We start from the raw sequence: 26446 nt of genomic DNA on the forward strand, positions 1-26446 counted from the left end.
CCACCTCCTGAACGTTACGCCTTGTCATCGTCATACTTAAACGTGAGAAGGAAAATCAGCGCGATCGCCGCGGCCGCTACCGCCGGAATCCACCAGAATGTCACCCACGCCTGCGGCACGATCTGCCCTGCCACCAGGCGGTTATAGAGCGCGCCGGAAATCTGCGAGCCGAGCAGCATGCCGATGCCGTAGGTGAACATCACGATCATGCTCTGGGCCTGGCCTTTCACCTTTTCGCCCGCCACGCGGTCGGTGTAGATAAAGCCGACGACAAAGAAGAAATCGTAGCAGACGCCGTGCAGCAGGATGCCGAGATACAGCAGAATGCGCCCCTCCTCGCTGACGCCCAGTGCGAACATGGCGTAACGCACAAACCACGCCAGCATGCCGATCAGCAGCATGACCTTCACGCCCAGACGGCGGAACAGCAGCGGAATAACCAGCATGAAGACGATCTCGGACATCTGCCCGAAGGACATGGCGGTGCTGACGTCGGCAATTCCCGCATCCGCCAGATACGAGGCGGTGTAGGCGTAATAGGTGCCGAGCGGGACGGAGATCAGCATCGCGCAGACGGAGAAGACGAAAAAGTGGCGGGTTTTGAGCAGCGCAAAGGCATCCGCGCAGAAAAGATCGCGCACCTTCACCGGCAGGCCTTTCGCCGGAGCAGGCGTGTGCGGCAGCGTCAGGCTGTAAAGCGCCAGCAGCACGGAGCTGGCCGCCGCCACCTGAAAGATGGTAACGCTTGCCGCCACGCCGGTGACGCCGATGAAAATGCCCGCCACGATCCAGCCGATGGTGCCGAACACGCGCACCACCGGGAAGGTTTTATCCACGTTTGCCAGGCTGTGAAACGCGATGTTGTTGGTCAGCGCCAGCGTCGGCATGTAGCAGAGCGTGTAGCCAAACAGCAGGCCAATCAGCAGCGCGCCGTTCTCGGCAATCAGCGCCCCCGGCACGAACCAGAGGATCGCCGCGCCCGCCAGGTGCATCACCGCCATCACCTTCTGCGAGGCGAAGAAGCGGTCCACCAGCATGCCGAGCACGAACGGCGAGAGAATGGAGGCGATAGGCCCGGCGGAGAACGCATCGCCAATCAGCAGAGACATGTTGTGCTGGGTCATCACCAGCCCTAGCGTAACCGACCAGCTACCCCAGATAAAAAACTGCAGAAACATCATCAGCGACAGCCGCGGCACCAGCAGCCGATGCTGCGCTATCGTCTTTTCACTACTTTCAGTTGACACCATAATAAGCCTCACCCGGAAAAAGTAATCGATTACAAAATGATTCAAATGAAAAGTAATCGATTACAAAATAATGTTCCTGTGGATCGTAGAAGATTTGGGAGAGGGGTCACGATAAAGATGAAGCAGTGTTTTGTAGGCCCGGTAAGCGCAGCGCCACCGGGCGTGAAGGCAGGTGCGGTCTGTTACCCTCACCCCGGCCCTCTCCCACAGGGAGAGGGAGAAAAACGGGCTACTTTTTGCGTGAGAGCTTAAACGCGATAAACAGGAACACCACCCACACCGGCAGCAGCATCGCCGAGAGGCGCATCTCATCCATGGTGCACATCAGCATCAGAATCAACGCCAGGAACGCGATACAGAGGTAGTTCCCCGCCGGGTAAAGCAGCGCTTTGAACTGCGTTTCGCGCCCCTTGCGGCGCATCGCCGCGCGGAATCGCAGGTGCGCGAGGCAGATCATGATCCAGTTCAGCAGCAGCGTAGCGACAACCAGCGCCATCAGCAGGCCGAAGGCCTCTTTCGGCAGCAGATAGTTGATCAGCACCACCAGCGAGGTAATCGCCCCGGAAAGGAACAGCGAGTTCACCGGCACGCCGCGACGGCTGACGCGGGTGAGGAATTTCGGCGCGTTACCCTGCACGGAGAGACCAAACAGCATGCGGCTGTTGGAGTAAACGCCGCTGTTATAGACCGACAGCGACGCCACCAGAATGACGAAGTTCAGCGCAGAAGCCACCACGTTGCTGTTCAGATCGTGGAAAATCATCACGAACGGGCTGCTGTCGGATTTCACTTCTACCCACGGGTAGAGCGCCAGCAGCACCACCAGCGAGCCGATGTAGAACAGCAGGATACGGTACACCACCTGGTTAACCGCTTTCGGAATGCTTTTGTGCGGGTCATGCGCTTCCGCGGCGGTGATGCCAATCAGCTCCAGCCCGCCGAAGGAGAACATGATCACTGCCAGCGAGAGGATCAGCCCTTTCCAGCCGGTCGCCAGGAAGCCGCCGTGCTGCCAAAGGTTATCGATCGTGGCGCGCTCGCCGCCGTGACCAGAGAACAGCAGCCACAGGCCGAAGCCGATCATGCCGATAATCGCCAGCACCTTGATCAGCGCAAACCAGAACTCGGTTTCGCCATACAGGCGGACGTTGACGAGGTTAACGGCGTTAATGATGATGAAGAAGGCCGCCGCCCAGATCCACGTCGGGACATCCGGCAGCCAGTACTGCATATAGATGCCTGCGGCGGTCAGCTCCGCCATCCCGACCAGCACGAACATCACCCAGTAGTTCCAGCCGGAGAGGAAGCCTGCGAACGGACCCCAGTATTTATAGGCAAAATGCGCGAAGGAGCCTGACACCGGCTCTTCAACGACCATCTCGCCAAGCTGGCGCATGATCAGGAAGGCGATAATCCCGGCGATACCGTAACCCAGCAGCACCGCCGGACCGGCCATCTGAATAGCGGGGCCGATGCCGAGAAAGAGCCCGGTACCGATTGCGCCGCCAAGGGCAATTAACTGAATATGTCGATTTTGCAAACCACGTTGCAGCGTCGGATTCTGATCCGACGAGGCTTCAGCGCTACCATGGCCTGAAGCGGATGACGCGTCTTTCACGTCCTACCCCTGTCTCTTTTTTAGAAGGGGCACGTTTTAACACTTCATGCTGGCGGTAGCAAGTTTAACGCCGGGGGCACGGCATGCCCCCGGCGATGCAAGGTTATGAGCCGATGATCCCGCCGTCCGCTTTGACGATGACCACCGTTGAGGAACGCGGGCGTCCGTTCGGATTCGCGTCTGGCCAGTTGGAAACAGCGCGAGGGTTAGCAGGGTCGGTGATATCATCCCCGCCCTCCCCCGGATGCTGAATGTTGATGAACAGCGTCCGGTTATCCGGCGTAAACGCAATCCCGGTGATTTCACACCCGCGCGGTCCGGTCAGGAAACGACGGTACTCGTTGGTGCCCGGAATGGTGGCCACCATCTGGTTATTGCCCATCCCCTCGTAGGCTTTCTTATTGATGGTGCTGGAAGAGACGTCGGTCTGGATCCACAGCACGCCCTGATGATCGAACGACAGGCCATCGGGGCTGCCGAAGGCCGCCCCCTGCATGGAACCTTTAGCCTTCGGATCGTCGCTGTCGGTCCGCCCGCCCATCACCAGAATATCCCACTTAAAGCGAGCGGCAGCAGGATCGGCCCCCTCTTCGTGCCAGTGCATAATATGACCAAACACGTTATTAGCGCGCGGGTTGGCGGCATCAACCGGTGCCTTACCCTCCTTCCCGCGATCGCTGTTGTTGGTGAGCGTACAGTAGACGCTGCCGCTGGCGTGCGGGTCGACCGCTATCCACTCGGGGCGATCCATCTTCGTTGCCCCCACCGCGTCTGCCGCCAGGCGGGTTTTAATCAGCAGATCGCCCTGGTTTTCAAACCCGTTGCTCTTATCCAGACCCTTTTGCCCGAAGATCAGCGGCAGCCAGTCGCCGCTCCCGTCTTCGTTGAAGCGGGCAACGTACAGCGTGCCGGACGTCAGCAGCTGCATATTGGCTTCACGGTTCGCGGGATCGTATTTTTTGTCCGAGACAAACTTATAGATGTACTCGAACTTCTGGTCGTCCCCCATATAGACCACCACGCGGTTATCGGCGGCAAGCGTGACGGCCGCCCCCTCATGCTTGAAGCGGCCCAGGGCGGTGTGCTTGCGCGGCGTGGAGGTCGGGTTGTAGGGATCGATCTCCACGACCCAGCCGAAGCGGTTAGGTTCGTTAGGGGTTTTATCAACGCTGAACCGCTCGTCCACCTCGTTCCAGCGGTAGGATTCATCGCTGTCGCTGATCCCGTAGCGTTTTTCCAGCGGGTTGAGATCGCTTTTTTTGACAAAAATATCCGACCAGTTTTCCTCGCAGGTGAGATAGGTGCCCCACGGCGTGTGGCCGTTAGCGCAGTTTTGCATGGTGCCCAGCACGCGCTCCCCCTGCGGGTCGGCGGCGGTTTTCATTAAGTCCTGATGCCGCGCCGGGCCGGTAAGCTGCATCGGCGTATTGACGGTAATGCGGCGGGCATACGAAGACGGGCGAACCACCTGCCAGTCGCTGCCCGATTTTTTCACTTCCACCACCGACACGCCCATCGCGTTCTGCCCCTTGCGGGCCTTGTCGAGGCTCCAGTTCGCCGTACCGTCGGTAAACAGCATCCCGTTGTCGATGTATTCATGGTTCATTGCCAGCAGGCCATGCTCCGGGTTTTGCTCCCCCTGCGGCAGGCTAAACCACGCCATGCCGTCATGATGCATGCCCGCCTGCGCAGCCTGTTCGTCCACGGTGTTGCTGGCATCCGGCTTAAAGGCCGGCATGTTGTTTTTGAGCCCCGTCGGATCCCCCCAGCGATAAAACGGGCGGGCGATATAGCCTTCCGGCACCCTCACCGTATCTTCCGTGGAGACGTCGATGCTGGTAAAGCCCAGGGAAACCGCTTTTGCCAGTGCAGAAGGCTTTGATACCGCGGCAATCGCATTTTCGGGTTTGATCAGAAAGGGGAATGAAACGGCAGCGCCCGCCACGGCGCCCATCTGGAGAAAACGACGGCGGGAGAGGAACACCTCTGCAACCTCGGAGAATACCGGGTTCGCGCTGCGGTTAGCGATGTCGTCGCGATGTTCTTTTTTAAAAACGGATTTGAGGGGTCTGCCCATAGTGGCTTCCTGTCATTGGCCAAGAGGTAAGGAGTCGGCGACCAGTCTAAGAAGCTTTTATTACAATTTTATAACACAACGGCGGAGGTGTGGGGCGTCCCTGCCCCGGATAACGAGGTGGAACGCTTAGAACTCGTAGCCAACCGAGACCTTAAAGGTCCGCGGTTCGCCCTGAGTGATGTAAGTGCCGGAATCGTCTACGCTGGCCCAGTAGTTCTCGTTGGTCACGTTGTCGATGCCTGCGCGCACGGTCATCTGGTTTGCATTGTGGTTCACCGCGAAGCGATAGCGCATGCCCAGATCCAGCGTGGTGTAGCTGTCCAGCTTTTTGGTGTTTGCCAGGTCAGCGTACTGCGTGCCGGAGTGGTTCACGCGGGCGGTCGCTGTCAAACCGTCAACGGGCTTGATGTCGTATTCCGCGCCCAGCACGGCGTAGACGTTCGGGACACCAATGGCATCGTTGCCCTGATTTACGCCGTTTTTGGTTTTGGTCAGCTCCGCCTGCAGCCAGGTGGCGCTGGCGTTGAGGCGCATCCCGAGCATCGGCTCGCCGAAGACGTTCAGCTCCACGCCGCGGTTACGCTGCTCGGCGTCCAGGCCGTAGTGATTGTTGCTGTCGAGGATCGCCGACGGCATCTTGATCTCAAACAGCGCAAGCGATCCGCCCACGCGGCCAAAGTCCGCCTTCACGCCCACTTCGTTCTGCTTAGAGTGAACGATACCGGTGCTCTGGCCGTAGTTGGTGGCGGTGTTAGGCGCGGTTTTGCCCGGCTGCAGCGCTTCGGTGTGGTTGGCGTAAAGGGAAATTTCTTCCCACGGTTTGTAAACCACGCCGTAGGTTGGCATCCAGCGGCTGCCGTCGAAGCCGTCCGCGTCGTTCTCTGCGCCAGTAACTTTGTTATACCCGCGAACGACCACTTTCTGATGGCGCGCGCCTGCGGTGAAAAGCAGCTTGTCGTCAAGCACGCCCAGGGTATCGCTCAGCAGCCAGCCCTGGGTGCGGGTGCGCCCGCTGGTCAGCGGATCGCTGTATTTACCGCCGGAGCCGTTGAGGTTGGTGCTGTCTGGCATATCCACGCCGGTGTTGTGGTAGATGTTGGTGGTCGGGTTATCCTTCGTCGCCGACATTTTCCACGCGATCTTTTCATTTTTGGTCATCGCAGAATAGCCAACGTTGACCTTGTGCGAGACGAAGCCGGTGTTGAAGTTGCCGCGAATGCCCGCCATGCCGCTGACGGAATCGCTGATGCGGTTGGTATCCAGTCGGCTGACCGTTGCGTTACCGCTTTTATCCAGCAGCTTCGGCGCGCTGTAGATCCCTTCTTCGTGCGCGTGCTGCGCGCCCAGGCCGGTATAGGCCGTCCAGTTATCGGTAATGTCGTACTCGCTGCGCCACATCCCAAATTCGTTTTCGATATCGCTGTAGGCCCACTTCTGCGAGAAATTGCGATCGTTTTTCGGCGGCTCGGGCACGAAATCCACCGCCGAAATATTGACGCTGGTCGGGCTGCCGTGGAAGGTTTTCTTCTGATAACCCAGATCCAGCGAGGTGCGGAAACGGTCGCCTTTGTAATCCAGACCGGTGGAGAGCAGCGTGGTGCGGCGGCGGTCGTTCGGTATGCCGGTTTCCCCTTCGCGGTGGACCAGGTTCACCCGCGCGCCAAACTGGTCGCTGTCGCCGTAGCGACGGCCCGCATCCAGCGTGGTGCCAATCTGAGAATCGGAGGTGTAGTCCAGGCCCACTTTCGCCTGCGGGAGTTCGCCCGCGTGTTTTGGCTCAAGGTTGATCATCCCGCCCACGCCCGAGCTCGCCGCGCCGTTCATCAGGGCGTTTGCCCCTTTGAAGATCTCAATGCGCTCAACCATCTGCGTATCCACCACCTGACGCGGCAGCACGCCGGACAGACCGCCAAAGGTCATGTCGTCGCCGTCGAACTTCAGGCCACGGATGCGGTAGGTTTCCGCGCTGTTGCCGTACCCCTGAACGAACTGTACGCCCGCGTCGTTGGCGATCACATCAGCAATGGTTTTCGCCTGCTGATCTTCCACCAGCTTCGAGGTGTAGCTGATGATGTTGAACGGCACGTCCATGGCGTTCTGCTGACCGAGCATCCCCATACGCCCGCCGTTCGCCACCTGTCCGTCAAGGAAGGCCGGTACCAGCTGGTCCCCACCGGGTTTGAAATCGCTGACCGGTGCAGAGTGCACAACGAGGGTATCTTCTTTTTGATCGTCCGCCGCGAAGGCGGAATGCGTTACCGCGCCAACGGCGAGCGCCAGCAGCGTTTTGTGTATTCTGGTGTTGTTCATCGTTAACTCATTTGAAAGTGCGCGCAAAAATAGCCCGTTGTCAGGCCTTAGAATGTATTGATAGCAATGCAAATGAGAACTATACGCATTATCCGTGCGTTAGCAAGCGTAACCGCGAACAACAGGAAGAGGTGGGGAGACAGGATGAGGAACAACCACCCCAAAATGGGGTGGCTGCAATGACGTTATTTTTTCTTGTAGATATTAGCCGTACCGTGAATTTTATTGTTGGTGTTCCCTGAGGTGAGCACCAGAACATCCGCGCCTTGCTTATCGGCTTTCTCAATCAGTTCTTTTTTTGCATCATCAACCGATACTTCATTTGAGGTGCTTACCGTACCGATTTTTTGATACTGAGACTCGACTTTCTTGAACTCATTTTTAGTCAGCAGTTGGGCAGCAAAAGCATTGGTCGTAAACAGTAACGCCGTTCCCAACAAAATAGCAGTCGTCTTTTTCATAACCTTTTTCCTTGAGATTAATCAGCAACTACGAAAAACCTCACGCATGATGGTGAGGTTTTATGAGCATGGTAGAGAATCTCAGGAAATGCCATATATTCTGGAAAATTCTTTTATAACAGTCCATTGCATGAAATTATTAATGAATATTAAGAATAGTCGAATACACGCGCGGTGCCAGCAATATCAATGCGAACCGCCGTGCCCGGGTTCCATCCTGGCTGGCTGACGGTCTTGAGGGTCACGGGCTGCGGCTGTCCGGTAAGCCCAAGGGTGAGCGTCGACAGGTGACCGGTAAAATCCACATCAAGAATGGAGATCGGGCTTTCATGTGAGGCGCATGCCGTCACGCTCAGCTGCTCCGGGCGCAGCATCACTCTGCCCTGCCCTGTCGCCAGCGGGTTGTCTGTGGGCACCTCACCCAGGGCGCAGAGGGCGTAGCCCGCGGTGAGCTGCGCAGGCAGGATCAGCGCATCACCAAGAAACAGCGCCGTCTCTTCGTCAACGGGACGGGTGTAAACCTCATAAGGCGTCCCGACCTGCGTGAAGCGTCCGGAACGCATGACGGCAACATGCGTGGCAAAGGAGAGCGCTTCGTTCTGATCGTGGGTAACCAGAATCGAGGCCACGCCCGCTTCGGCCAGCAGATCGGCCGTGGCCTTTCGCGTCATGGCGCGCAGGCCAGTATCCAGAGCCGAGAACGGTTCATCCAGCAGCATCAGTGAAGGACGCTGGGCCAGCGCACGGGCAAGGGCCACGCGCTGCTGCTGTCCGCCGGAAATCTCGTGAGGCCAGTGCGTGGCGAGCTGCCTGTCCAGCGAAACCATCTCCATCAGCGCCTCAACGCGCTGGCGTTTTTCGTGGCGGGTCCCGTCCAGCCCCCAGGCAATGTTGTCTGCCACGTTGAGGTGCGGGAACAGCGCGCCCTCCTGAGGCACAAAACCGATCCCGCGCTGGTGGGCAGGGACAAAACGGTTTTCATCAAACAGGGTTCTCCCCTGCATAACAATACGACCGGTGTCGGGCGTCTCAAACCCGGCAAGGATACGCAGCAGCGTGGTTTTACCTGACCCCGACGGCCCGACAATGGCCGTTCTGCTCCCCGGCGCAACGCTCAGGTTTAAGCTGTCGAGCACCTGCACATCAGCAAACGATTTAGAAATGGCGGTTAATTCAAGCATGTCATAGCCCTGCAATTTTCTTCGACTGCATATAGAGAATGGCGGTCAGCGGGAGGGAAATCAGGATCATCAGCATCGCGTAAGGCGCGGCGGCGACATAGTCAATTTCGCTGGTCAGCGCCCAGAATCCGGTAGAGAGCGTGCGCGTGCCCAGGGGAGAGAGTAACAGCGTGGCAGTCAACTCGTTGCTGACGCCGAGGAAGACCAGCGCGGCCCCCGCCGCCGCCCCCGGCGCGGCCAGCCGCATCGTGACGCTCCAGAGCGCCTTCGCGGGCGTGCTGCCAAGGCTGCGCGCCACGTTTTCCAGCTCAACCGGCGCCTGCGCAATTCCCGCCCGCAGGTTGATGAGCGCGCGGGGCATAAACATCAGCAGGTAGGCAAGGAACAGGGTAATTTCCGTCTGGTAAATGGGACGGGCGTAATGAATGGTGACGGTGACCAGCGCCAGCGCCGTGACAATGCCCGGCAGCGAACTGGTGATATAGATGCACCCTTCCAGCATCCGGAAGATACGGTGCGGGTAGCGGATACCGAGCCACGCAATGGGGATCACACACGTCGTCGTCAGCAGCGCGCCGCCCACGCCGAGCATCAGCGTCTGGCGCAGCGAGTGCCAGAGATCGGCGCTCATCCAGTTTTCCACCCCGCCGAGCCAAATCCAGCGACACAGAACAGCTAACGGCACGCCCAGCGCCAGGACGATCAGCACCATGAAAAACAGCTGCCCCAGCGCGGCAGCCGCAGGCTTTAGCGGCCAGCGTTTCTGCTCGCGCGCAGCCCCGGCGCCAATGCGCGCGTAGCGTGCTTTTCCACGCGTCACGCCTTCCAGCACCAGGATAGCGAGGCAGCATAACGCCAGCACGCCCGCCAGCATGTTTGCTGCCGGGCCGCTGAAGGTAGACTGAAACTGGTCATAAATGGCCGTGGTGAAGGTATCAAAGCGGATCATCACGTACAGACCATATTCCGCCAGCAGGTGCAGCGCCACCAGCAGCGCGCCGCCGCAGATAGCCAGCTTGAGCTGGGGTAGCACCACGCGGAAAAAGACCTTCCACGGCGGTGTGCCGAGCGACGCGGCGACATCTTCGAGCGTCGGGTCAAGGCGGCGGAGCACCGCGGCAACCGGCATGTAGATAAAGGGATAGTAGGCAAGCACGGAGAGAAACACGCCCGCGGAGAGCCCGTGCATCGACGGAACCACGCTCACCCAGGCATAGCTTTGCACAAACGCGGGAATGGCCAGCGGGGCGACCGCCAGCGCGGACCAGATGCCCCGTCCGGCAAGCTGCGTGCGCTCGGTGAGCCAGGCAATCGCCACGCCCGTCACGATACACAGCGGAACCGCCAGGGCCGTCAGCCACAGCGTGTTGCTGAGCAGCTCAGCCACACGCGGGCGAAACACCAGCGCCTTAATGGTTTCCCAGCCCGTCTCAATGCCAATGGCAATGATAAAACCCAAAGGCAGAAGCGCCAGTAATGAAAACAAGACAGCTAACGCAACCATCGGCAGTGCAGGACACCTGCGGGCAGGCTCCTGCACTCTGTTTTTTCCGATGTCGAGACTTAGACCAGACATAAGACCTTCACTTCACTCTCAGGATCACAGCAGGCCGGCTTGCGTCATCAGCTCGATAACTTTTTTACTGTTGAGCGTTGAAGGTTCAACTTTCGGTGCATCAAGATCTTTCAGCGGGACCAGTTTCGGGTTTGAGGCCGCGTTCACGCCCACGGCGTATTCAAAGGCGTTGTTGGTACGCAGGCTTTCCTGACCTTCTTTGCCGGTAATGTATTTGATGAAGGCCTGCGCCTGCGCTTTGTGCTTGCTGGACGCCAGCACGCCACCGCCGGAGAGGCTCACAAACGCGCCCGGGTCCTGGTGCTTAAAGTAGTAGAGCTGGGTGTTTTTGCTGTTTTCACCGGTTTTGGACTGATCGACAAAGCGGTAGTAGTGGTAAATCACCCCGCCATCAATCTGACCCGCATTGACCGCTTTCATCACGGTGCTGTTGCCTTTATAGGCCACGAAGTTGGCTTTCATCGCCTTGAGCCATTCCTGGGTGGCCTTCTCGCCCTTCAGGGCCAGCATCGCGCTCACGATAGCCTGGAAATCCGCGCCTGACGGTGATGCCGCCCAGCGGCCTTTCCACTCGGGTTTCGCCAGATCCATCAGCGATTTAGGCAGCTGCTGTTCGCTCAGTTTCGCCGGGTTATAGACGAACACCGTGCTGCGGGCAGCAATGCCGATCCAGCGGCCATGCGCCGGACGATACTCTGCCGGTACCTGCTTCAGGGTGTCGGCATCCAGCGGTGCGAACAGGTTGGCGTTATCCACCAGCACCATGGACGGCGAGTTTTCCGTCAGGAACACGTCTGCCGGCGATGCGCTGCCTTCCTGCACCAGCTGGTTACCCAGCTCGCTGTCATCACCATTACGCAAAGTCACTTTAATCCCGGTTTCTTTGGTAAAACCGTCAACCCACGACTTCACCAGGTTTTCATGCTGCGCGTTATAAACAACGATACCTTCGTTGTTATCGGATGCAACCGACTGTGTGGAAAGGAAAAGGGATGAGGACAACAAGGCAAGCGAGAAGCAGGACAGCAGGCGAGAATTCATGAACATATCCTTAATAGACCAACGGGAGTAACCACTCATAGCTTTGTGGGACAGGATTAAAGCATACAACAACGCTAATGATAATTAGTATCAATCCAGTTTAGGCGTAAAAGTGTAAAATTTCTTTTTAGCCGATTTCGTAATGATAAAAATCCAAATTTTAATGCGAGATAATTTCTAGATTAAGAAAACCTTAAGCCTGCCAACAACGAAATTCATTAGCCTTCTATTCATTATAGCGCGAAGGTAAAACTGTTATTCGCGCGCCCGGCAGATATAAAAAAGCCCCGATAGTGCGGGGGCTTTTTATGCTTATCCGGAGGTAGCTAAATTTATTAGGCTACTCATTTAAAAAGCCTCACATAGCCGCATGAGGGGCATACACAGGATAGGTGAAGAACAATAAATGCACGCAGTTCAGCCCAAAATGGAATAACGTTGCAACCCAGAGCCTGCCGCTCCACATCCACGCCAGGCCGTAAATAATGCCGGAGAGGCTGGCAAAAATAATCAGCAGTAAACCGCCGCTATAATGCATCAGCCCAAAGAGGACTGAGGCCATCAACAACGCGACAACAGGATGAACGATCCGGGACAAGCGCTGCTGCAGGTAGCCTCTGAACAGGGCTTCCTCGGCCAAAGAGACGAAGAAAATATTCGCAAGGGCAAATTGCGCGAACCATTCTGGCGCATGTGGCTCAATTCTCAGCCCGCCCAACGCCACAGCCAGAAGTAACAGTGCGGGTACCGCAAGTACCAATATTATCCAGCCGAGCTTGCCAATTTTATAGAGGGGTTTTGCTACGAATAGCGTTGGCATGCACGTAATTAAAAAGAACGGCACCACCGCCTTGTCCATATTAAAGTACATACTGAACGGTATGCTTTGCGGACCAACGACGACAGCATCCAGCACTTTGGGATTATGGAAGCCCGGGAGCACATGCATAACCAGGGCAACGGCGATGATCACACACAGGCCTTCAATCAGATAAGTATATTTATCATCCTTATTACGTAGCCATTCAACAGCAGACCAGCCAATAACGATTGACGCAATAACCAGCAGCGCCGGGGCGTCAAGAATGCTCTGGTTCCAGCCGAGAAATGCCGTTAATCCCAGCAGCAGGTAAGCCAGGCTTTTATTAAGGGAAAGTGCGGCAAGCGAAATTGCGAGTAGATACCACATAAATGTCCTTCATGACCGATAAATTTTAGGGTCGATGTCCCAAATATGTCCCACAACGGAAATCAGGAGGATGTGAGTGAGGCGTAACTCTATGAAATGAAATGGCACGCCCTGTAGGATTCGAACCTACGACCTACGGCTTAGAAGGCCGTTGCTCTATCCAACTGAGCTAAGGGCGCACTGAGAAGCGTGTACTTCGCGGTGATGAAACGCGAAGAATTATACGGTCAATGGCAGGTGAGTCAATGCCTTTTCCGTTTTCAGGGCCAATTACCGCTAGCCGATTGTAAATACGGCTATTTTCTCAACATTCCTCCCTATTTTACCGTAAAATTTAGCGCTGCGAAAAGGCTTAGTTGCATTTAAGTAACGCCTGCTGTTTTCCTGAACGTCAGCTCGTCACACTAGAGCCAGGTATCCCGGCCGCCTGGAGGCTGACAGACAACAGGACAATGGAGTGACAGCGCAAAACCTGATCGATACGCCCCCCCGGTTACAGTACCTCTCTCAGGACATCGTCGGCATTAAGATTGAGCCTATCGTCGCCCTCGCCTCTTTGCGTCAGGTTGGCGTCGAGGTCCTTAGCGTCCTGGCCGATACGCGGCACAGTGAGGATTTTTTTTGCGATCGGTCCGCTGGCTGGTCGCTAACGCTGCTTGAGGCGCAGCTTGCTGCGTTAAAAAATACGCCGCACGGTCATAACCTTTTTATTAATCTGCCGATAACCGTCCTGACAGAGCCTGCGTCCTTCCAGCGGCTCATCAGACTCCCCTGCGTGCCGCTCAATATTGAGCTTGTCGACCTTGCGGCTTTTTTGGCGCTGTCCGTCGCGCAGAAGCAGCGCGTGGTTCAGAATCTGCAGCAGCTGAGCAGACAGGGGCACGCTATCTGGCTGGATGACATTGATGATGTCTTAGTGCAGTCGTTTTTATCCTGTCGACTTCCGTTAAGCGGCATCAAAATAGATAAGGAAGCATTCTGGCGTTTACGCGACACCCCTGCGCTGAGGCAACTGGTTTCCCTTTGCTTTCAGCTTGCCGGGAAAGTGCTTATCGAAGGTATTGAGACTGAACGCGATCGTACCTGGGCACTGCAGGCAGGCGCAGACTTCGGCCAGGGATATTACTGGCCGTCCTGGACATGGCCGGAGGATTAAAACGCCATTTCCAGGAGGGAGACCATGCGAATGACAGTGCGCCGTTACCGGCGGCGGCGTACAGGAAGTGATGCACTGGGATTTACGCGCTCACCTTTTGCTCCCCCCTTTTTCGACCGGCTCGAATTTTTGAGCCAGTCCATCAGCCAGCCCCGCAAAACAGACGCCCCGTTTATTCTCCTGGTGACGGAGGATCATTTCCTGCGCACCGGTTTTCTCAACGGGCAGTTTCCCCTGAGCAGCTGCTGCGATTACGCCACGCTGGACGACGCCCTTATCGCACAGACCCAATGGCCCTCCGCCCGTCTGGTCGTGGATATTGAAAGCCGGTCAACGGGGCTTCTGGAGAAACTGGATCAGTTGAGAAGGCATAGCCTGTTTCCTCCGTTCCTGACGCCCTGGCTGTTAGTCCGGGCCGATAATTACGACACCCGCCTTTTCTGCAAAGCGGCAGGTCCCTTTCATGTGCTCGAGCGCCAGCTGAACGCCGCGGCACTCCAGCACAGCCTGCTGGATGCCCGCCCGCCACAGGGCTCCGACAAAGACTGGTTCAACCGCAATGAATGGCCGATCCTGCAGGAACTTTCCCGGGGCAAGACGTTACGTCAGATTGCCCTTATGCAGAATCGTCCCTATAGCCGCATTATCTATCGTCTTAGCTGCATCCTGGTGAAGCTGGGGCTGAGTCATCGACAGGAATTGTTGCATCTTCTTAATAACCTCTCAGACTGCACGTTTTCACTCACGTCCTAACCCCTTATTTCCTAAAGCGCTTTAAGAATTTACTTACCATTCGCGTTTCAAAAATGTTAATTTTTAACAATAAAGTCGAAATTATAACTATTCCTAATTTATGGGCGAGAACCTTGTGAAATGCCACAAATTGAACGAACGGCAGCACTTTCCTCCATCCGTTAAGTGAATGCAGATAGCGTTAACAAGATGATAATGATGTAAAAACAAGCAGCTTAGCGACTGCGCCCTGGAGGAAAAAGCGAAGCAGATAGCATGTTCTCCTGTGCAGGAGTTGCGGAGCTGAAGGTCAACCTTCACGCTTTCAGATGAAGGTCTGACGGCCTGCGAGGGCAATTGTTCACCTCATCAGACCGGGCGAGTCCCCCAAAATGATGCGTATTTTTGTTAACAATTGATCAACATAAAGAGATATGTGTTATTTTTTGTTATTACATAAAGATGAAAATATGCGGTAAATGAGATAACAGGATATTTCCGCTAAATTTAAAAAAATAGCGATTCAGATCCAGAAGATAATACAAACCCATAAGCGGATATTAATTTACAGGGTTTTCGGAAAAAACTTACCCTGTATAATAAGATGCGTACCAAATCTGAATAAGAAAAACCTTTTTGCCAACACCAGCCAAATGAGATGACCGCGCTGAGGCATAGTTCTTTTCATTACGTAAACAAGGATGCTTTCGCTCTTTCCAGGGAAATACTACGGTATAGGGATCTGCACATTATATCCTTCCGGCATTTCGAGAGTTTTACCAAACTCTGCATAACGCTTTTAACAATCTGAGGCATTAAAAATGAAACCGGCATCCGTTATCATTATGGACGAACATCCTATCGTCAGAATGTCGATAGAAGTCCTGCTACAGAAAAATAAGAATATCACAGTCAAGCTCAAGTCTGGCGATAGCCATGAAGTCCTTGACTGTATCCGTAATCACCCTATCGATCTGGTGATCCTTGACATTGAACTCACGGGCACGGATGCTTTCGCTTTACTTAAGAGAATCAGAAACTTAAACAAAGACATTAAGGTTCTGTTCCTCTCATCTAAATCAGAGTTATTTTACGCGGGTCGCGCCATTCGCGCCGGGGCAAATGGCTTCGTCAGTAAACGAAAAGATTTGGGTGAGATCTACAACGCCGTAGAAATGATCCTGATGGGCTATTCCTTTTTCCCATCGGAAACGCTGAACTTTATAAACCATTTGGGTTCAGGGAAAGGGATGGCAGTCGATATGCCATTATCAAATCGCGAGGTCACGGTATTACGCTATCTGGCGAATGGATTATCCAATAAGGAAATTGCTGAACAGCTACTATTAAGCAACAAAACCATTAGCGCGCATAAATCCAATATTTATTCCAAGCTGGGCGTGCAAAGCATCGTGGAATTAATCGACTACGCCAAAGCGCACGAGCTGCTTTAACCTGAATTCACTCCCTGCAGCTTATCTGAGCTGCAGGGAGTGCGGTCAGTGCTAATTATAGTTAATCATAAAGGTGGCATCCGCATCGGCTCGTCCGGGCTGAGGGTTATCTGCAGTGGCAATATAATTGGCATAAAACGACAATGTTGCATTCCCCTGCGCATCAACCGAGACCGGCTGGCTGGCCTGCTGGAGAGCCAGACGCGTTTTATCCGCATCCCTGATCTCTACCGCGACACGGCTCGCTGTACTGGCGTCGTTCAGCGCCAGCAAACCGTTATTGCTCCCGTCGGCTTTGCCCGAAAACGTAATCGACGCGGCACCCGGCGGACAGCCGGTCAGCTTCAGCGTAAACGGCATGGGCTGCGTGCGGCTCCCGGTGGTGCTGAGCTGTTTCGTGGGCCAGGTGCCCAGCGTGACGGTCTTGTCGCTGTCGCTGCCTTCCGCGACGCAGGTAAAATCAACAATATTGCCGGACATCTGAATATTGATCTCGCCCAGTGCTGTCACTGACCACGCGTTGGTCTGAAACATCACCAGCGCCAGCGCAGTAACATGTCCTTTCCAGTTCCGCATCTCTCCCCCTTAATCGTAATCCACGCGGAGATAGCCGCGAGAGGTGAACCGGCCTTCTGCGGGTTTATTCCCGGTAATGCTTACCGGCCAGACGCGGATCCCCACCTGCGCCTGTGCACTGTCATCCAGGCGGAACGGAATTTTGCTGTTCAGGTTGTTAGGCGTCAGAGGCGTGCCGCTATCGTTCGCCACCACAAATCCCAGATCGGGGTTATCGGATACCAGCGCATTGCCAGCGATTTTTTCCGCCTCGATACGCATCGTCAGATACGCATTGGCCTCCACGTTCGTACACTTGATGGCAATGGTTTTACTTTGTGGCGAGACTTTCTGGGGACGGTTTCCGGCACCCGCCTGGCTGAACAACGATGCGCCAATATCACCAAAATCAAACTCCACCACCTGCCCGGCATTTATCGCGCAGCTTTGTGGCACCTGAATGGTACCGCTATAGCTGATGGTATACACCGGCGTATTCAGGGAGTCAGATGGCGTGGTGGTCACATACACGGTGAACATGGTTTGCTGAGGGATCACCACCATATTGATAAACCGTCGGGTGACTCTCAGGCGAAAGACCAGCTTTGAGTCGGTAACCGGAAACGCTTTGTTCTTCGGAACGTTAGGGTGCTCCCCCATCTGGATGTAGTTCGCCGGCGGATAGAACGTCCCCGCGAAGTCATCGTGGATCTGCATCGCGCCATCAAGATAGTCATTGAGCTTCACATACTTGTAGCTATCAATCACCGTCGTTATCGGCAGACTGGTGACGTAGCTACGCATGGTGGACTTGCCTGTCGTCCCTCTGGGACATATGGCATTCACGCCGACCAGCCCAGACTTTTGCGCCAGGGTCACAATCTGCCCAGGTTTGTTATTGGAGCTGTTAAAAACGTTTGAGAGATCGTAGGAGATATCCTTCGCCACCCCATTGGCGTTCTGACAAATCGTTGCCCAAGCGGGCATCGCGCTGCACAGCAGCGCAAAGCTCATTACGTTGCGTAAAATGCGCATCTTTGGATCCCCGTTAACGATCACAGCTGGCCCCCGCCATGGTAATGGCCTGGTTCTGACTTTCAGGCGATAAGCGATAGTGAGCGCGACATTGAGACTGCGCCCCTTCGCCCCACTGGATCAGCAGCTCGCCTTCCAGCGGCAGCCCGCTCAGGTAAATTTGCCCGTCGTCCCCCACCATGCTGGTGACACCGCTCCGGGTCTCACGGACCACCGCGCCGAACGGCACGGGCTGGTTGCCGCGCGTTACCGTCAGCAGGGCGCGCACGCCAATGCGGGTATCAAAGCTGGCGCGCACCAGCGCGCCTTTGGTCGGCACCACGCTGCTGACGTTGTTTTCGATGTCGGTGTTGTTGCTCATGGTGTTGGTATCCAGCGCCACGCGGTTGTAGCGGTAGACGGTGGCATACGGCATCACCGCATAGCCTCGCCAGTCGGTTCTCACGCCGGTCTGGTTTTCCACGCTGACGCCGGATGCCCCCGGCGCTTTGATCAGCACGTTGGTGTCGCCCAGCGGCTGGCTGAAGGTCACGCCGTCGGCATGACCGACGACCCCGCCGGAGAGCTGCCAGTTGAGATCGTGCTGATCGTCGCTGTAGTTGTAGCCCACGCCCAATGTGCCGTAGGTCGCCTGCCAGTTGGCGCTGGCGCTTCCGCTTGACCCGTTGGTGCTGGTGTGTCCCTGCGTCACGCTGTAGTTCAGGTTGCGGTCTTCCAACAGCGTGCCGCTGACGCCGGTTTGCCAGCTCGTGTCGCCATCGCTGTTCCGACTGGCGGATGCCGTGGCGTAGGCCCTGTCGATGGCGCTGTCCCGGCGATAGCCCTGACGGGTAAAGATACTGAACGGCACGGAGACGTTAAACGACGCGATCCGGTCGGTGCCGTCGATCCCGACGGATTTGTTCCACGACCACGAAACGGAGTAGTTGATCCCCTTCATGCCCCCCGCATACCCCAGCTGGTACCAGAGGTTCGACTCGTCGGTACCCCAGTAGGTCTGCTCGCTGCCGGAGATATAGACCGAGCCGTAATCCCCCAGCGACTGAGAAACGTTAAGCTGGAAGCGGCCTTTTTTATTCCACGTCAGGTTGTGATAGCTCTGCACGTCCGGCACATCGTTATCGTCCTGGCTGTCGGCATACTGATAGCCTTCCATTGAGCGCCATGCCACATCGTCCAGGGTGTAAAACCCTTTTGTGGAGTAGCGGTAGCCCAGCAGCTGGAAGTTGGTGCCGAAACCGTTAAGGGATTTCGCATAGAGGAAGCGCAGGGACTGTCCTTCATGCTTGCTGTCGTCCGCGAGCTGGCTGCGGGCGTGGGTGATATCGAGCGAAACCGCGCCCCAGTCGCCCAGGTTTTTTCCGGCCCCGACGGCGACCGCGGTATAGCGTGACGCCAGCTGCGTTCCGCCGTAGAGCGTAAAGCCGTTGGCAAGCCCGGTAATCAGGGTGCCCTGGGTGAAGAACGGCGTATCCTGATCGCTGTTACCGCTGCGGTAATCCCCCGCGACGAGGTCATACTTCCAGCGCCCTTCACGCTGCAGAAGCGGCACGGTGGAGTACGGCACGGTATAGCGCTGCTGGGTACCGTCTTTCTCTTCTACCGTCACTTCCAGGTCACCGCTTGAGGAGGTGGGGTTGAGATCGGTAATCGCAAATGCGCCCGGCTGCACATAGCTTTGATAGATCACGTAGCCATTCTGACGCACCACCACTTTGGCGGGCGTCCGGGCGATCCCGCGTACGGTGGGCGCGTAGCCCTGCAGGCTGTCCGGATACATGCTGTCAGACGAGAAGAGCCGTCCGCCGCGGAACCCCATGCTGTCGAAGACGTCATTACCGGTATTGCTGTCGCCCAGGACCAGTTCGCTTTTCAGCGGGATCACGGTGCGCTGCGCCCAGGTGCCAATATTCTGCCACTCGCTGTGCCGCTGCCCGTTGGTCTGCGTGTATCGCCATGCGCCGTTGTTGCGCAGGCGCCAGGCGCCGTAGTTCAGCCCGCTCTGCAGGTTGAGGTAATAGCTGTCGTCTTCGCTGCCCCGGTTGCCCGTAAAGCTGTAGTTCAGCAGCGCGGCGGGGATGCCTTCATCCCACTGTTCCGGCGGAATGTAGCCCCGGGCGCTGTTCTGCAATGCCACCTGCGGCAGGCTGACGTTCAGGCGCTGTGAGGCAAAGTTGAATACCGTTTCGCTGCCGGGAATGGCCGTGGTCAACGGGACGCAGGCCTCACCCTGAACCTTAGCCAGCTCGGGAAACGCCGCAACGTTGACGCCAAAGCGGTCCAGCATCGCGCGCGTAATACACGGCGATAGCCCGCCCGCCACCGGCGGCGTGTTCTCTGCCTGCTCAAAACGCACGTCCTGAGTCCCGATAAATTCATCGTTACGCCAGATATCCACGCGATAAACGCCGGGTGCCTGCTGGTGTCCTTGTTCAAAACGCGACAAATCCGCCACGCTGGCGGTGTCGTCGGACAGGAAGGCCGGGTTGAAATAGCTTTCGCTCCAGCCAGCCTGCGGCCAGAGCGCAGCCATCAGCGCCAGCGCAACCGGGCAGTAACGTCCCTGATGGTTTTTCATCGCCCTGACTCTGCTCACAGGTTGACGCTACGCGCCGGCGTGATGGCACCGTAGTCATTCACGCTCTGCCAGGAGAGCGTGCCGCCGGCACCGGCTGGCAGCACCTGCTGTGCCGCGCTTTTCGGCGCCACCATCAGGTTATCCAGCGTCTTCCCGCCCAGCTTCAGATTGACGAGGGTGATGTAATACGGAGACGCGTTGCTGACTTTGAGATGGTTACCCGCGCGCTCAAACCGCAGCTGGGAAAGCGCCTCTTCCGGCTGCATCGCCAGGTTGTTCGGGCGCACAAACAGCTTGATGCGCGAGAGGATAGCCAGCTGCAGCACGTTATTGTTTTCCGTTTTGGCTTTGTTCACTGACGGGATCGCTTTCACGTTCATATAAAACAGCGATTCACGGTCGGCAGGCAGCGCAGGCCCGGCGTAAATAATGCGCAGCGTGTTTTCACTGTCCGGCTCGCTAACAAACAGGGGCGGCGTGACGGCAAACGTTTTTTCTTTTTGCCCGTTCGCATTTTCGATCCACGCGTTAATTAAATAGCGTTCCTGTTTATTGCTGTTGGTGATCGCCAGCGACGTTTGCTTCGCGTCCGCCGGGTAAATAACGCGGGTGGCTCCCAGCGCAATACCGCCGGATGCATTCGCGCAGGCAGAAACCATCATTAAAATAAACGATAAAAAAAGTCCTGGTTTAATTAGGGTATTCATCACAACCGTACCTTTAATAATGTGTTCGCAGGTGTTATGGATAAATCAACGTAAACCAGACATCCGACTGAATTTTGCCTGGCTCGAGGTGTTCGGAAATAGCCCGATAGCGGGCGCTAAAATGGAACGCCAGCTCGCGGGTATCGATCGGCAGCCAGCTGACGGCCGTGGCGTTTGGGATAATCTGACGCTGCTGCTCGTCAAAGAGCGCCAGCCCAACGCCGCTGCTGACAGGCGTTTCACCTGGTCGCGATGTCGCCAGAAAGACCTGAGGATCTTCTGCGGGTGTGGCCCCCTGAAACTGGATCCCCACGGTGCGCGAAACATCAACGCTGCAGTCCAGCAGCCGTACGGTGAAAGGCACATTCACCGTGGAAAAACTGCCCACGCCGGAAAATGAATTGGTTCGGTACTGCCCCATATCGATGCGCATATTCTGGCTGTCGGGCGCCACGGCGCAGCCGCCGTTCACCAGTTCACCTCTGAGATGAACCTTGCCGCCTTCGATCACCACGGTATGCGCCGATGCCGGGCAAGCCATCGCAAGGGTTAACAGCAGTAGTGTTCCTGTCCTTGTCATCCTTTGTTCCTGGCAATAGCGTATGACGGGCCTCGTCCCTGAGGCCTGAACATCCCTGTGCGGAGGAATTATTCGTATTTCATTACGAAGGTGGCGTCAGCGTTCGCCTGGCCTGGCTCGGTAGTCGCAGCCGTGGATTTATAACGCGCGGTGAACTTCAGGGTGTTGGTCCCTTCGATCAGCGTCTGCGCAGCAGAGAAGGTCGCACCGTCTGGGGTCAGAACGCTGGATTTGCTGTCGAGGATCTCGATACCCACGCCTTTCGCGGTGTTGTCGTTGCTGCCGGAGGTGACGGCCAGCAGGGTTTTGTCGGTTGGGTCGATCTGACCGGTGAACGCAACGGCTGCGGTTTTGGCCACCAGCGGATCGCAATCGTTCAGTTCAATGTTGAACGGAATATTAGAGGTGGTGTCGCCCACTTTGGTGAATTTCGCGGTACGATACTGACCCAGATTAACGGTCTGCTCGGAAGAATCAGTATTTACTGAACAAGCCGCATTAACCAGCTCACCTTTAAAATGTACGGTACCGCCATTTACGGAAACCGGCGCAGCAGGATCCGCTGCATTTGCGGCACCCGCAACCAGGGCCAAAGTTGCAATAACAGTAGAAGCAATGTTGCTGAGTTTCATGTCTATTCCTTTAAAATGTAAATAACCCTTCCCGCGAAAAATCGGGAATAAGAAATACGTTCAATTGAGTAATTGAAAGCTTATTTCGGAGGAGACAAAGTAGCTCAGGAGGTGATTTTTAAATATGTCAAAACGCTGCCATTTTACCAGGTCACATCCTAATCCCGCCTAAGAAATTGACCATCCCTTAAGAAGGGTTTTTGCGTCTTGCGGATAAAAACGCGCAAAGGGTGACTGACAGCGGGGCTCGCTTCTGACAAAATACACGCATCCCCCCTTTCGAACGTTACAGACGGAATCTTCTCTCTGATGGCAGCAAAGATTATTGACGGTAAAACGATTGCGCAGCAGGTGCGCTCTGAGGTCGCGGAAAAAGTGAAGGCGCGTAAAGCGGCAGGATTTCGCGCCCCCGGGCTGGCCGTTGTGCTGGTTGGCAGTAACCCGGCATCGCAGATTTATGTCGGCAGCAAGCGCAAAGCGTGTGAAGAGGTGGGGTTCGTCTCCCGCTCTTACGATTTGCCGGAAACCACCAGCGAAGCAGAACTGCTGGAACTTATTGACACTCTGAACGCCGATAAAGAGATCGACGGTATTCTGGTTCAGCTGCCGCTGCCCGCCGGTATCGACAACGTGAAGGTGCTGGAGCGTATCGCACCGGATAAAGACGTGGATGGCTTCCATCCTTACAACGTTGGCCGCCTGTGCCAGCGCGCGCCGCGCCTGCGTCCGTGCACGCCGCGCGGTATCGTGACGCTGCTGGAGCGTTATAACATCGATACTTACGGCCTGAACGCCGTGGTCATCGGCGCGTCCAACATCGTGGGCCGCCCAATGAGCATGGAGCTGCTGCTGGCCGGCTGCACCACTACCGTTACCCACCGCTTCACCAAAAACCTGCGTCACCACGTTGAGAACGCCGATCTGCTGATCGTCGCGGTCGGTAAGCCGGGCTTTATTCCAGGCGAGTGGATTAAAGAGGGCGCAATTGTCGTGGACGTCGGGATTAACCGTCTGGAAAACGGCAAAGTGGTCGGCGACGTGGTGTATGAAGATGCCGCCGCGCGCGCCTCTTACATTACCCCCGTACCGGGCGGCGTAGGCCCGATGACCGTCGCAACGCTGATTCAGAATACCCTGCAGGCATGCGAAGAATATCACGACGTAGAGGACGCGTAAGATGGCCACATTTTCATTAGGCAAACACCCGCACGTTGAGCTGTGCGATCTGCTCAAGCTGGAAGGCTGGAGCGAAAGCGGCGCGCAGGCGAAAATTGCCATTGCCGACGGGCTTGTCAAAGTGGACGGTGCGGTGGAAACCCGCAAGCGCTGCAAGATTGTCGCGGGCCAGACCGTGAGCTTTGAAGGCCAGAGCGTGACCGTGACGGCGTAAGCCGTTTGATGCCCGGTGGCGCTGCGCTTACCGGGCCTACGTACTGTCTCCGTTTGTAGGCCGGGTAAGGCGAAGCCGCCACCCGGCAATTTCTTTCTCTATCCCCTCATACCCATCACGGTTATTTATCGATCCACTTCAAATAATCAGTATTTCGTCTGTTGAAAAGTGAAAATTCAGTTGCGCGTTTTTCACGCTTTGCCCACGATAAGTAGAACGTTCTACTAAAACGTTCTACTTACAATAACAGCGCCAAAAAAAGCGCTACTCGGGGGAAATCAGCATGAGTCTGATATCAGGGTTTGTTAAATCGCTGTCTAAGTTATCGATGATTGGTCGCGCCTTAATGCTGCCAATTTCACTGCTTCCCGCTGCGGGCCTGCTGCTGGCCTTCGGCGATAAGTTCCATCTGCCGCTGATGATGAACGCGGGCGGGGTTATCTTTGATAACCTGCCGATGCTGTTTGCCATTGGCTCTGCCGTGGGCCTGGCGTCAGAATCCGGCATTGCGGCGCTGTCTGCGGCGGTGTCGGTGTTTGTCACCAATATCACCATCAGCACCGTGCTGAGCATCACGCCGGAAATGGCCTCTCAGGGCGGGAAATACGCCATGGTGGTGGGCATTCCGACGCTGCAGATGGGCGTCTTCGGCGGCCTGATCTGCGGTATTCTCGCGGCCTGGTGCTATAACCGCTTCCACACCATGCAGCTTCCGGAATTCCTTGGCTTCTTCTCCGGCAAGCGCTTCGTGGCGATTGCAACGGCGTTCCTCTCGTTCCTGATGGGGCTGCTGCTGCCGTACGTGTGGCAGCATATCCAGGCCGGTATCGACGCCCTCTCCGTGGTCGTTAACGGCGACAACCAGGCGGCCTCGACCTTTATCTTCGGTCTGGTGGAGCGCGCGCTGATCCCGCTCGGTCTGCACCATATCTGGTATCCGTCGTTCTGGTATTCGTTTGGGGATTACACCACCCAGGCAGGCCAGGTGATCCACGGCGACCAGACCATCTGGTTCAAGATGCTGGAAGAAGGCGTGAAATCCTTCAGCAGCGATACCTATCAGAACGCCGGTAAGTTCATGCAGGGTGAATTCCCGCTGATGCTGTTCGCGCTGCCTGCGGCGTGCCTGGCGATGTATCACGAAGCCCATACGAAGAATAAGAAAATCGCGGCCGGTATTCTGTTCTCCGCGGCGCTGACCTGCTTCCTGACGGGGATCACCGAACCGGTCGAATTTACCTTTATCTTCGTGGCGCCGATTCTGTACGTCTTTAACGCCATCATGGCGGGTCTGGCCTACATGACCATGTACCTGCTGCATGCGCATATCGCCAAGTCGTTCTCTGCGGGCTTTATCGACTATCTGTCATTCGGGATCCTGCCGTCGTTTAACGGCTACCAGACCCACTTCCTGAGCGCCATTATCATCGGCATTCCAATGGGCCTGATCTATTACTTCACGTTCCGCTTTGTGATCCGTCGTTTCGACGTGAAAACGCCGGGCCGCACCGAAGTAACCGCCAATGCGGATGAAAAATCGGATTCTGAACTCGCGACCGAGATCATTACCCTGCTGGGCGGCGCGCATAACATCGACTCCGTCGGCGCCTGTATCACCCGCCTGCGTCTGGAAGTGGCAAAAAGCGAGGCGGTGGATAAAGACGGTCTTAACGGACTCGGCGCGCGCGGCGTGGTGTTTGTCGGCGACAACGGCATTCAGGTGATTTTCGGTGCCAGAGCACAGTTTATCGCCCAGACCATGTCCACCATGATCGGCAAATAATAAGATGCCTGAACGACACGTCTCCTGTACGCTGGGAGGCGTGTTTTATCTGGCTGATAATCGGTAAATTTCAGGGAGCGGTTTTGAAGAAAGTCAGCATTATTGATGTTGCAAAGCACGCGGGCGTGTCGGTTTCCACCGTCTCGCTGGTGCTGCGCCAGAAAGGGAAAATCTCAGAGGCAACGATCGAGAAGGTCAACGCTGCCATCAATACCCTGGGCTATGTTCATAACGTTGCCGCTGCCAACCTCCGCGCCAATACCTCTAATCTGATTGGCCTGATCCTTCGCGACTTTAGCGACAGCTTCTCCATCAAGGTGATGGCGAGCATTGTTCAGGATCTTGAAAAACAGGGGTATATGGTTTTTCTCGGTCAGCCCCAGAACGACCATGACCAGCTTGAGCGCTGCCTGCTGTCGTTTAAGCAGCAGGGCGTCGCCGGGGTGATCTATCTGGCCTCGGATACCCGCACCTCTACCCTGCCGGAAAAGATTCGCCACTGCCCGCTGCCGCTGGTGGTGGTTTCTCAGTCGCTGCTTGATGAAAAATGCAATCTGGTGATGCGCGATAACCGACAGGCGGCCAGTCTGGCGGTGCGTTATCTTATCGAGCGCGGTCATCGTAATATCGCCTACATTGGCGGACGCGAAGGCTGCCTTATCCGCGAGCAGCGCCTGCTCGGCTTTCGCAGCGCGATGGCGCAAAACGGGCTGGTCTGGCGCGATGAATACTCGCCGGCCTGCAGCGATGACACGCTGGCAGCGGGTTTTGCCACCCGCCAGCTGCTGGAAAAAAACAATACCATCACCGCCCTGCTCTGCCACTCGCCGGATGCCATGATCGGCTCCATCTCCGGTATTCATCAGGTTGGGCGTACGGTGGGTAAAGATGTCTTTCTGACTCAGCAGGTCGCCCTGGTCGGTTTCGAAGATATGCTCCACGTGAACCTCACCTCGCCCTCGTTTACCTACGTCTCGTCCGCCAGCGAAGAGACAGGGCGTCAGGCGGCCGGGCTGATTATTCGCACGCTGAAGGAGCCGACGCTGCAAACCCAGCGTATTACGCTCTCCGGGCAGCTTATCGCACGCGAGTCGGCGTAAAATCAGAATTTCGCACAGGTTTTTAGCGCGGAATGACTGCT

The 26446-nt window shown here is 56.2% G+C and carries 22 protein-coding genes and 1 tRNA gene; 7 read left to right on the forward strand and 16 right to left on the reverse strand.

The features are described 5' to 3' along the window. Nucleotides 1-14 precede the first annotated feature (14 nt). The 10 genes from LLF79_RS09590 to LLF79_RS09635 form a co-directional block, all read right to left on the reverse strand. Nucleotides 15-1250: an MFS transporter gene (locus tag LLF79_RS09590; RefSeq protein WP_227879432.1), complete on the reverse strand. Its 1236-nt coding sequence runs from the start codon at nt 1248-1250 to the stop codon at nt 15-17. A gap of 229 nt (nt 1251-1479) precedes the next feature. Beyond that, on the reverse strand, nt 1480-2868 hold the full coding sequence (pheP, locus tag LLF79_RS09595) for a phenylalanine transporter (protein ID WP_227879433.1): 1389 nt from the start codon (nt 2866-2868) through the stop codon (nt 1480-1482). Nucleotides 2869-2971: 103 nt separating this feature from the next. After that, on the reverse strand, nt 2972-4945 hold the full coding sequence (locus LLF79_RS09600; RefSeq protein WP_227879434.1) for a PhoX family phosphatase: 1974 nt from the start codon (nt 4943-4945) through the stop codon (nt 2972-2974). 126 nt (nt 4946-5071) lie between these two features. Then, the gene (locus LLF79_RS09605; RefSeq protein WP_227879435.1) at nt 5072-7255 is read right to left on the reverse strand and encodes a TonB-dependent siderophore receptor; all 2184 of its coding nucleotides are present in this window, start codon (nt 7253-7255) and stop codon (nt 5072-5074) included. A gap of 185 nt (nt 7256-7440) precedes the next feature. After that, nucleotides 7441-7716 (reverse strand): DUF1471 family periplasmic protein YahO, encoded by a 276-nt coding sequence (gene yahO, locus LLF79_RS09610; protein ID WP_021241596.1) that lies wholly within the window; start codon nt 7714-7716, stop codon nt 7441-7443. Between the two features lie 149 nt (nt 7717-7865). Next, a complete protein-coding gene (locus LLF79_RS09615; protein WP_227879436.1) occupies nt 7866-8897 on the reverse strand; it encodes an ABC transporter ATP-binding protein in 1032 nt (343 codons plus the stop codon). Between the two features lies 1 nt (nt 8898). Next, nucleotides 8899-10473 (reverse strand): iron ABC transporter permease, encoded by a 1575-nt coding sequence (locus tag LLF79_RS09620; RefSeq protein ID WP_227879437.1) that lies wholly within the window; start codon nt 10471-10473, stop codon nt 8899-8901. A 24-nt stretch (nt 10474-10497) separates the two neighbouring features. Further along, nucleotides 10498-11514: an iron ABC transporter substrate-binding protein gene (locus LLF79_RS09625; protein WP_227879438.1), complete on the reverse strand. Its 1017-nt coding sequence runs from the start codon at nt 11512-11514 to the stop codon at nt 10498-10500. A 358-nt stretch (nt 11515-11872) separates the two neighbouring features. After that, nucleotides 11873-12703 (reverse strand): CPBP family intramembrane glutamic endopeptidase, encoded by an 831-nt coding sequence (locus tag LLF79_RS09630; protein WP_227879439.1) that lies wholly within the window; start codon nt 12701-12703, stop codon nt 11873-11875. 102 nt (nt 12704-12805) lie between these two features. Beyond that, nucleotides 12806-12882 (reverse strand) — tRNA-Arg (locus LLF79_RS09635). Nucleotides 12883-13160: 278 nt separating this feature from the next. On the opposite strand from LLF79_RS09635, the gene LLF79_RS09640 reads away from it, so the two are divergent. From LLF79_RS09640 to fimZ, 3 genes are all read left to right on the forward strand, one after another. Further along, a complete protein-coding gene (locus LLF79_RS09640) occupies nt 13161-13859 on the forward strand; it encodes an EAL domain-containing protein (protein ID WP_227879440.1) in 699 nt (232 codons plus the stop codon). Between the two features lie 24 nt (nt 13860-13883). Beyond that, nucleotides 13884-14612 carry a DNA-binding response regulator gene (locus tag LLF79_RS09645; protein ID WP_227879441.1) on the forward strand — a complete coding sequence of 243 codons (729 nt, stop codon included), beginning with the start codon at nt 13884-13886 and terminating at the stop codon, nt 14610-14612. Nucleotides 14613-15412: 800 nt separating this feature from the next. Further along, nucleotides 15413-16045, forward strand: a complete 633-nt coding sequence (gene fimZ, locus LLF79_RS09650; protein ID WP_008499339.1) for a fimbria biosynthesis transcriptional regulator FimZ — start codon at nt 15413-15415, stop codon at nt 16043-16045. A 51-nt stretch (nt 16046-16096) separates the two neighbouring features. On the opposite strand, the gene sfmF is transcribed toward fimZ, so the two are convergent. The 6 genes from sfmF to fimA all read right to left on the reverse strand — a co-directional run bounded on the left by sfmF (nt 16097) and on the right by fimA (nt 22132). Continuing rightward, nucleotides 16097-16621: a fimbria assembly protein gene (gene sfmF, locus LLF79_RS09655; protein ID WP_070531444.1), complete on the reverse strand. Its 525-nt coding sequence runs from the start codon at nt 16619-16621 to the stop codon at nt 16097-16099. Between the two features lie 9 nt (nt 16622-16630). After that, nucleotides 16631-17635 carry a type 1 fimbria D-mannose specific adhesin FimH gene (gene fimH / locus LLF79_RS09660; RefSeq protein ID WP_111986589.1) on the reverse strand — a complete coding sequence of 335 codons (1005 nt, stop codon included), beginning with the start codon at nt 17633-17635 and terminating at the stop codon, nt 16631-16633. Nucleotides 17636-17648: 13 nt separating this feature from the next. After that, complete coding sequence (locus LLF79_RS09665) at nt 17649-20213, reverse strand: fimbrial biogenesis usher protein (protein WP_227879442.1); 2565 nt, start codon at nt 20211-20213, stop codon at nt 17649-17651. Nucleotides 20214-20227: 14 nt separating this feature from the next. Continuing rightward, complete coding sequence (gene fimC / locus LLF79_RS09670) at nt 20228-20920, reverse strand: type 1 fimbria chaperone FimC (protein ID WP_023326827.1); 693 nt, start codon at nt 20918-20920, stop codon at nt 20228-20230. Nucleotides 20921-20954: 34 nt separating this feature from the next. Then, nucleotides 20955-21500 carry a type 1 fimbrial protein subunit FimI gene (gene fimI / locus LLF79_RS09675; protein ID WP_008499334.1) on the reverse strand — a complete coding sequence of 182 codons (546 nt, stop codon included), beginning with the start codon at nt 21498-21500 and terminating at the stop codon, nt 20955-20957. A gap of 68 nt (nt 21501-21568) precedes the next feature. After that, nucleotides 21569-22132, reverse strand: coding sequence for a type 1 fimbrial major subunit FimA (fimA, locus tag LLF79_RS09680; protein ID WP_008499333.1), 564 nt, complete (start codon nt 22130-22132; stop codon nt 21569-21571). Nucleotides 22133-22441: 309 nt separating this feature from the next. Here fimA and folD point away from each other — a divergent pair, with 309 nt between their 5' ends. The 4 genes from folD (at nt 22442) to malI (ending at nt 26405) form a co-directional block, all read left to right on the forward strand. Further along, complete coding sequence (gene folD / locus LLF79_RS09685; RefSeq protein ID WP_006809817.1) at nt 22442-23308, forward strand: bifunctional methylenetetrahydrofolate dehydrogenase/methenyltetrahydrofolate cyclohydrolase FolD; 867 nt, start codon at nt 22442-22444, stop codon at nt 23306-23308. A 1-nt stretch (nt 23309) separates the two neighbouring features. Next, nucleotides 23310-23522: a ribosome-associated protein YbcJ gene (gene ybcJ, locus LLF79_RS09690; RefSeq protein WP_004143016.1), complete on the forward strand. Its 213-nt coding sequence runs from the start codon at nt 23310-23312 to the stop codon at nt 23520-23522. A 283-nt stretch (nt 23523-23805) separates the two neighbouring features. Further along, nucleotides 23806-25305 carry a PTS transporter subunit EIIC gene (locus LLF79_RS09695; RefSeq protein ID WP_049120963.1) on the forward strand — a complete coding sequence of 500 codons (1500 nt, stop codon included), beginning with the start codon at nt 23806-23808 and terminating at the stop codon, nt 25303-25305. An 83-nt stretch (nt 25306-25388) separates the two neighbouring features. Then, on the forward strand, nt 25389-26405 hold the full coding sequence (gene malI, locus LLF79_RS09700; RefSeq protein WP_008499330.1) for a Mal regulon transcriptional regulator MalI: 1017 nt from the start codon (nt 25389-25391) through the stop codon (nt 26403-26405). Nucleotides 26406-26446 lie beyond the last annotated feature (41 nt).

Source organism: Enterobacter cloacae complex sp. 2021EL-01169, from assembly GCF_020733125.1.
GTDB lineage: Bacteria > Pseudomonadota > Gammaproteobacteria > Enterobacterales > Enterobacteriaceae > Enterobacter > Enterobacter roggenkampii.

What these genes read in the sequence shown, in the direction of transcription:
- LLF79_RS09665 (WP_227879442.1), bottom strand. Translation starts at nt 20,213, where the DNA reads ATGAAAAACCATCAGGGACGTTACTGCCCGGTTGCGCTGGCGCTGATG.
- folD (WP_006809817.1), top strand. Translation starts at nt 22,442, where the DNA reads ATGGCAGCAAAGATTATTGACGGTAAAACGATTGCGCAGCAGGTGCGC.
- ybcJ (WP_004143016.1), top strand. Translation starts at nt 23,310, where the DNA reads ATGGCCACATTTTCATTAGGCAAACACCCGCACGTTGAGCTGTGCGAT.
- LLF79_RS09605 (WP_227879435.1), bottom strand. Translation starts at nt 7,255, where the DNA reads ATGAACAACACCAGAATACACAAAACGCTGCTGGCGCTCGCCGTTGGC.
- fimH (WP_111986589.1), bottom strand. Translation starts at nt 17,635, where the DNA reads ATGCGCATTTTACGCAACGTAATGAGCTTTGCGCTGCTGTGCAGCGCG.
- sfmF (WP_070531444.1), bottom strand. Translation starts at nt 16,621, where the DNA reads ATGCGGAACTGGAAAGGACATGTTACTGCGCTGGCGCTGGTGATGTTT.
- fimA (WP_008499333.1), bottom strand. Translation starts at nt 22,132, where the DNA reads ATGAAACTCAGCAACATTGCTTCTACTGTTATTGCAACTTTGGCCCTG.
- fimC (WP_023326827.1), bottom strand. Translation starts at nt 20,920, where the DNA reads ATGAATACCCTAATTAAACCAGGACTTTTTTTATCGTTTATTTTAATG.
- LLF79_RS09590 (WP_227879432.1), bottom strand. Translation starts at nt 1,250, where the DNA reads ATGGTGTCAACTGAAAGTAGTGAAAAGACGATAGCGCAGCATCGGCTG.
- LLF79_RS09625 (WP_227879438.1), bottom strand. Translation starts at nt 11,514, where the DNA reads ATGAATTCTCGCCTGCTGTCCTGCTTCTCGCTTGCCTTGTTGTCCTCA.
- LLF79_RS09695 (WP_049120963.1), top strand. Translation starts at nt 23,806, where the DNA reads ATGAGTCTGATATCAGGGTTTGTTAAATCGCTGTCTAAGTTATCGATG.
- fimZ (WP_008499339.1), top strand. Translation starts at nt 15,413, where the DNA reads ATGAAACCGGCATCCGTTATCATTATGGACGAACATCCTATCGTCAGA.
- LLF79_RS09600 (WP_227879434.1), bottom strand. Translation starts at nt 4,945, where the DNA reads ATGGGCAGACCCCTCAAATCCGTTTTTAAAAAAGAACATCGCGACGAC.
- fimI (WP_008499334.1), bottom strand. Translation starts at nt 21,500, where the DNA reads ATGACAAGGACAGGAACACTACTGCTGTTAACCCTTGCGATGGCTTGC.
- LLF79_RS09620 (WP_227879437.1), bottom strand. Translation starts at nt 10,473, where the DNA reads ATGTCTGGTCTAAGTCTCGACATCGGAAAAAACAGAGTGCAGGAGCCT.
- LLF79_RS09615 (WP_227879436.1), bottom strand. Translation starts at nt 8,897, where the DNA reads ATGCTTGAATTAACCGCCATTTCTAAATCGTTTGCTGATGTGCAGGTG.
- LLF79_RS09630 (WP_227879439.1), bottom strand. Translation starts at nt 12,703, where the DNA reads ATGTGGTATCTACTCGCAATTTCGCTTGCCGCACTTTCCCTTAATAAA.
- yahO (WP_021241596.1), bottom strand. Translation starts at nt 7,716, where the DNA reads ATGAAAAAGACGACTGCTATTTTGTTGGGAACGGCGTTACTGTTTACG.
- LLF79_RS09645 (WP_227879441.1), top strand. Translation starts at nt 13,884, where the DNA reads ATGCGAATGACAGTGCGCCGTTACCGGCGGCGGCGTACAGGAAGTGAT.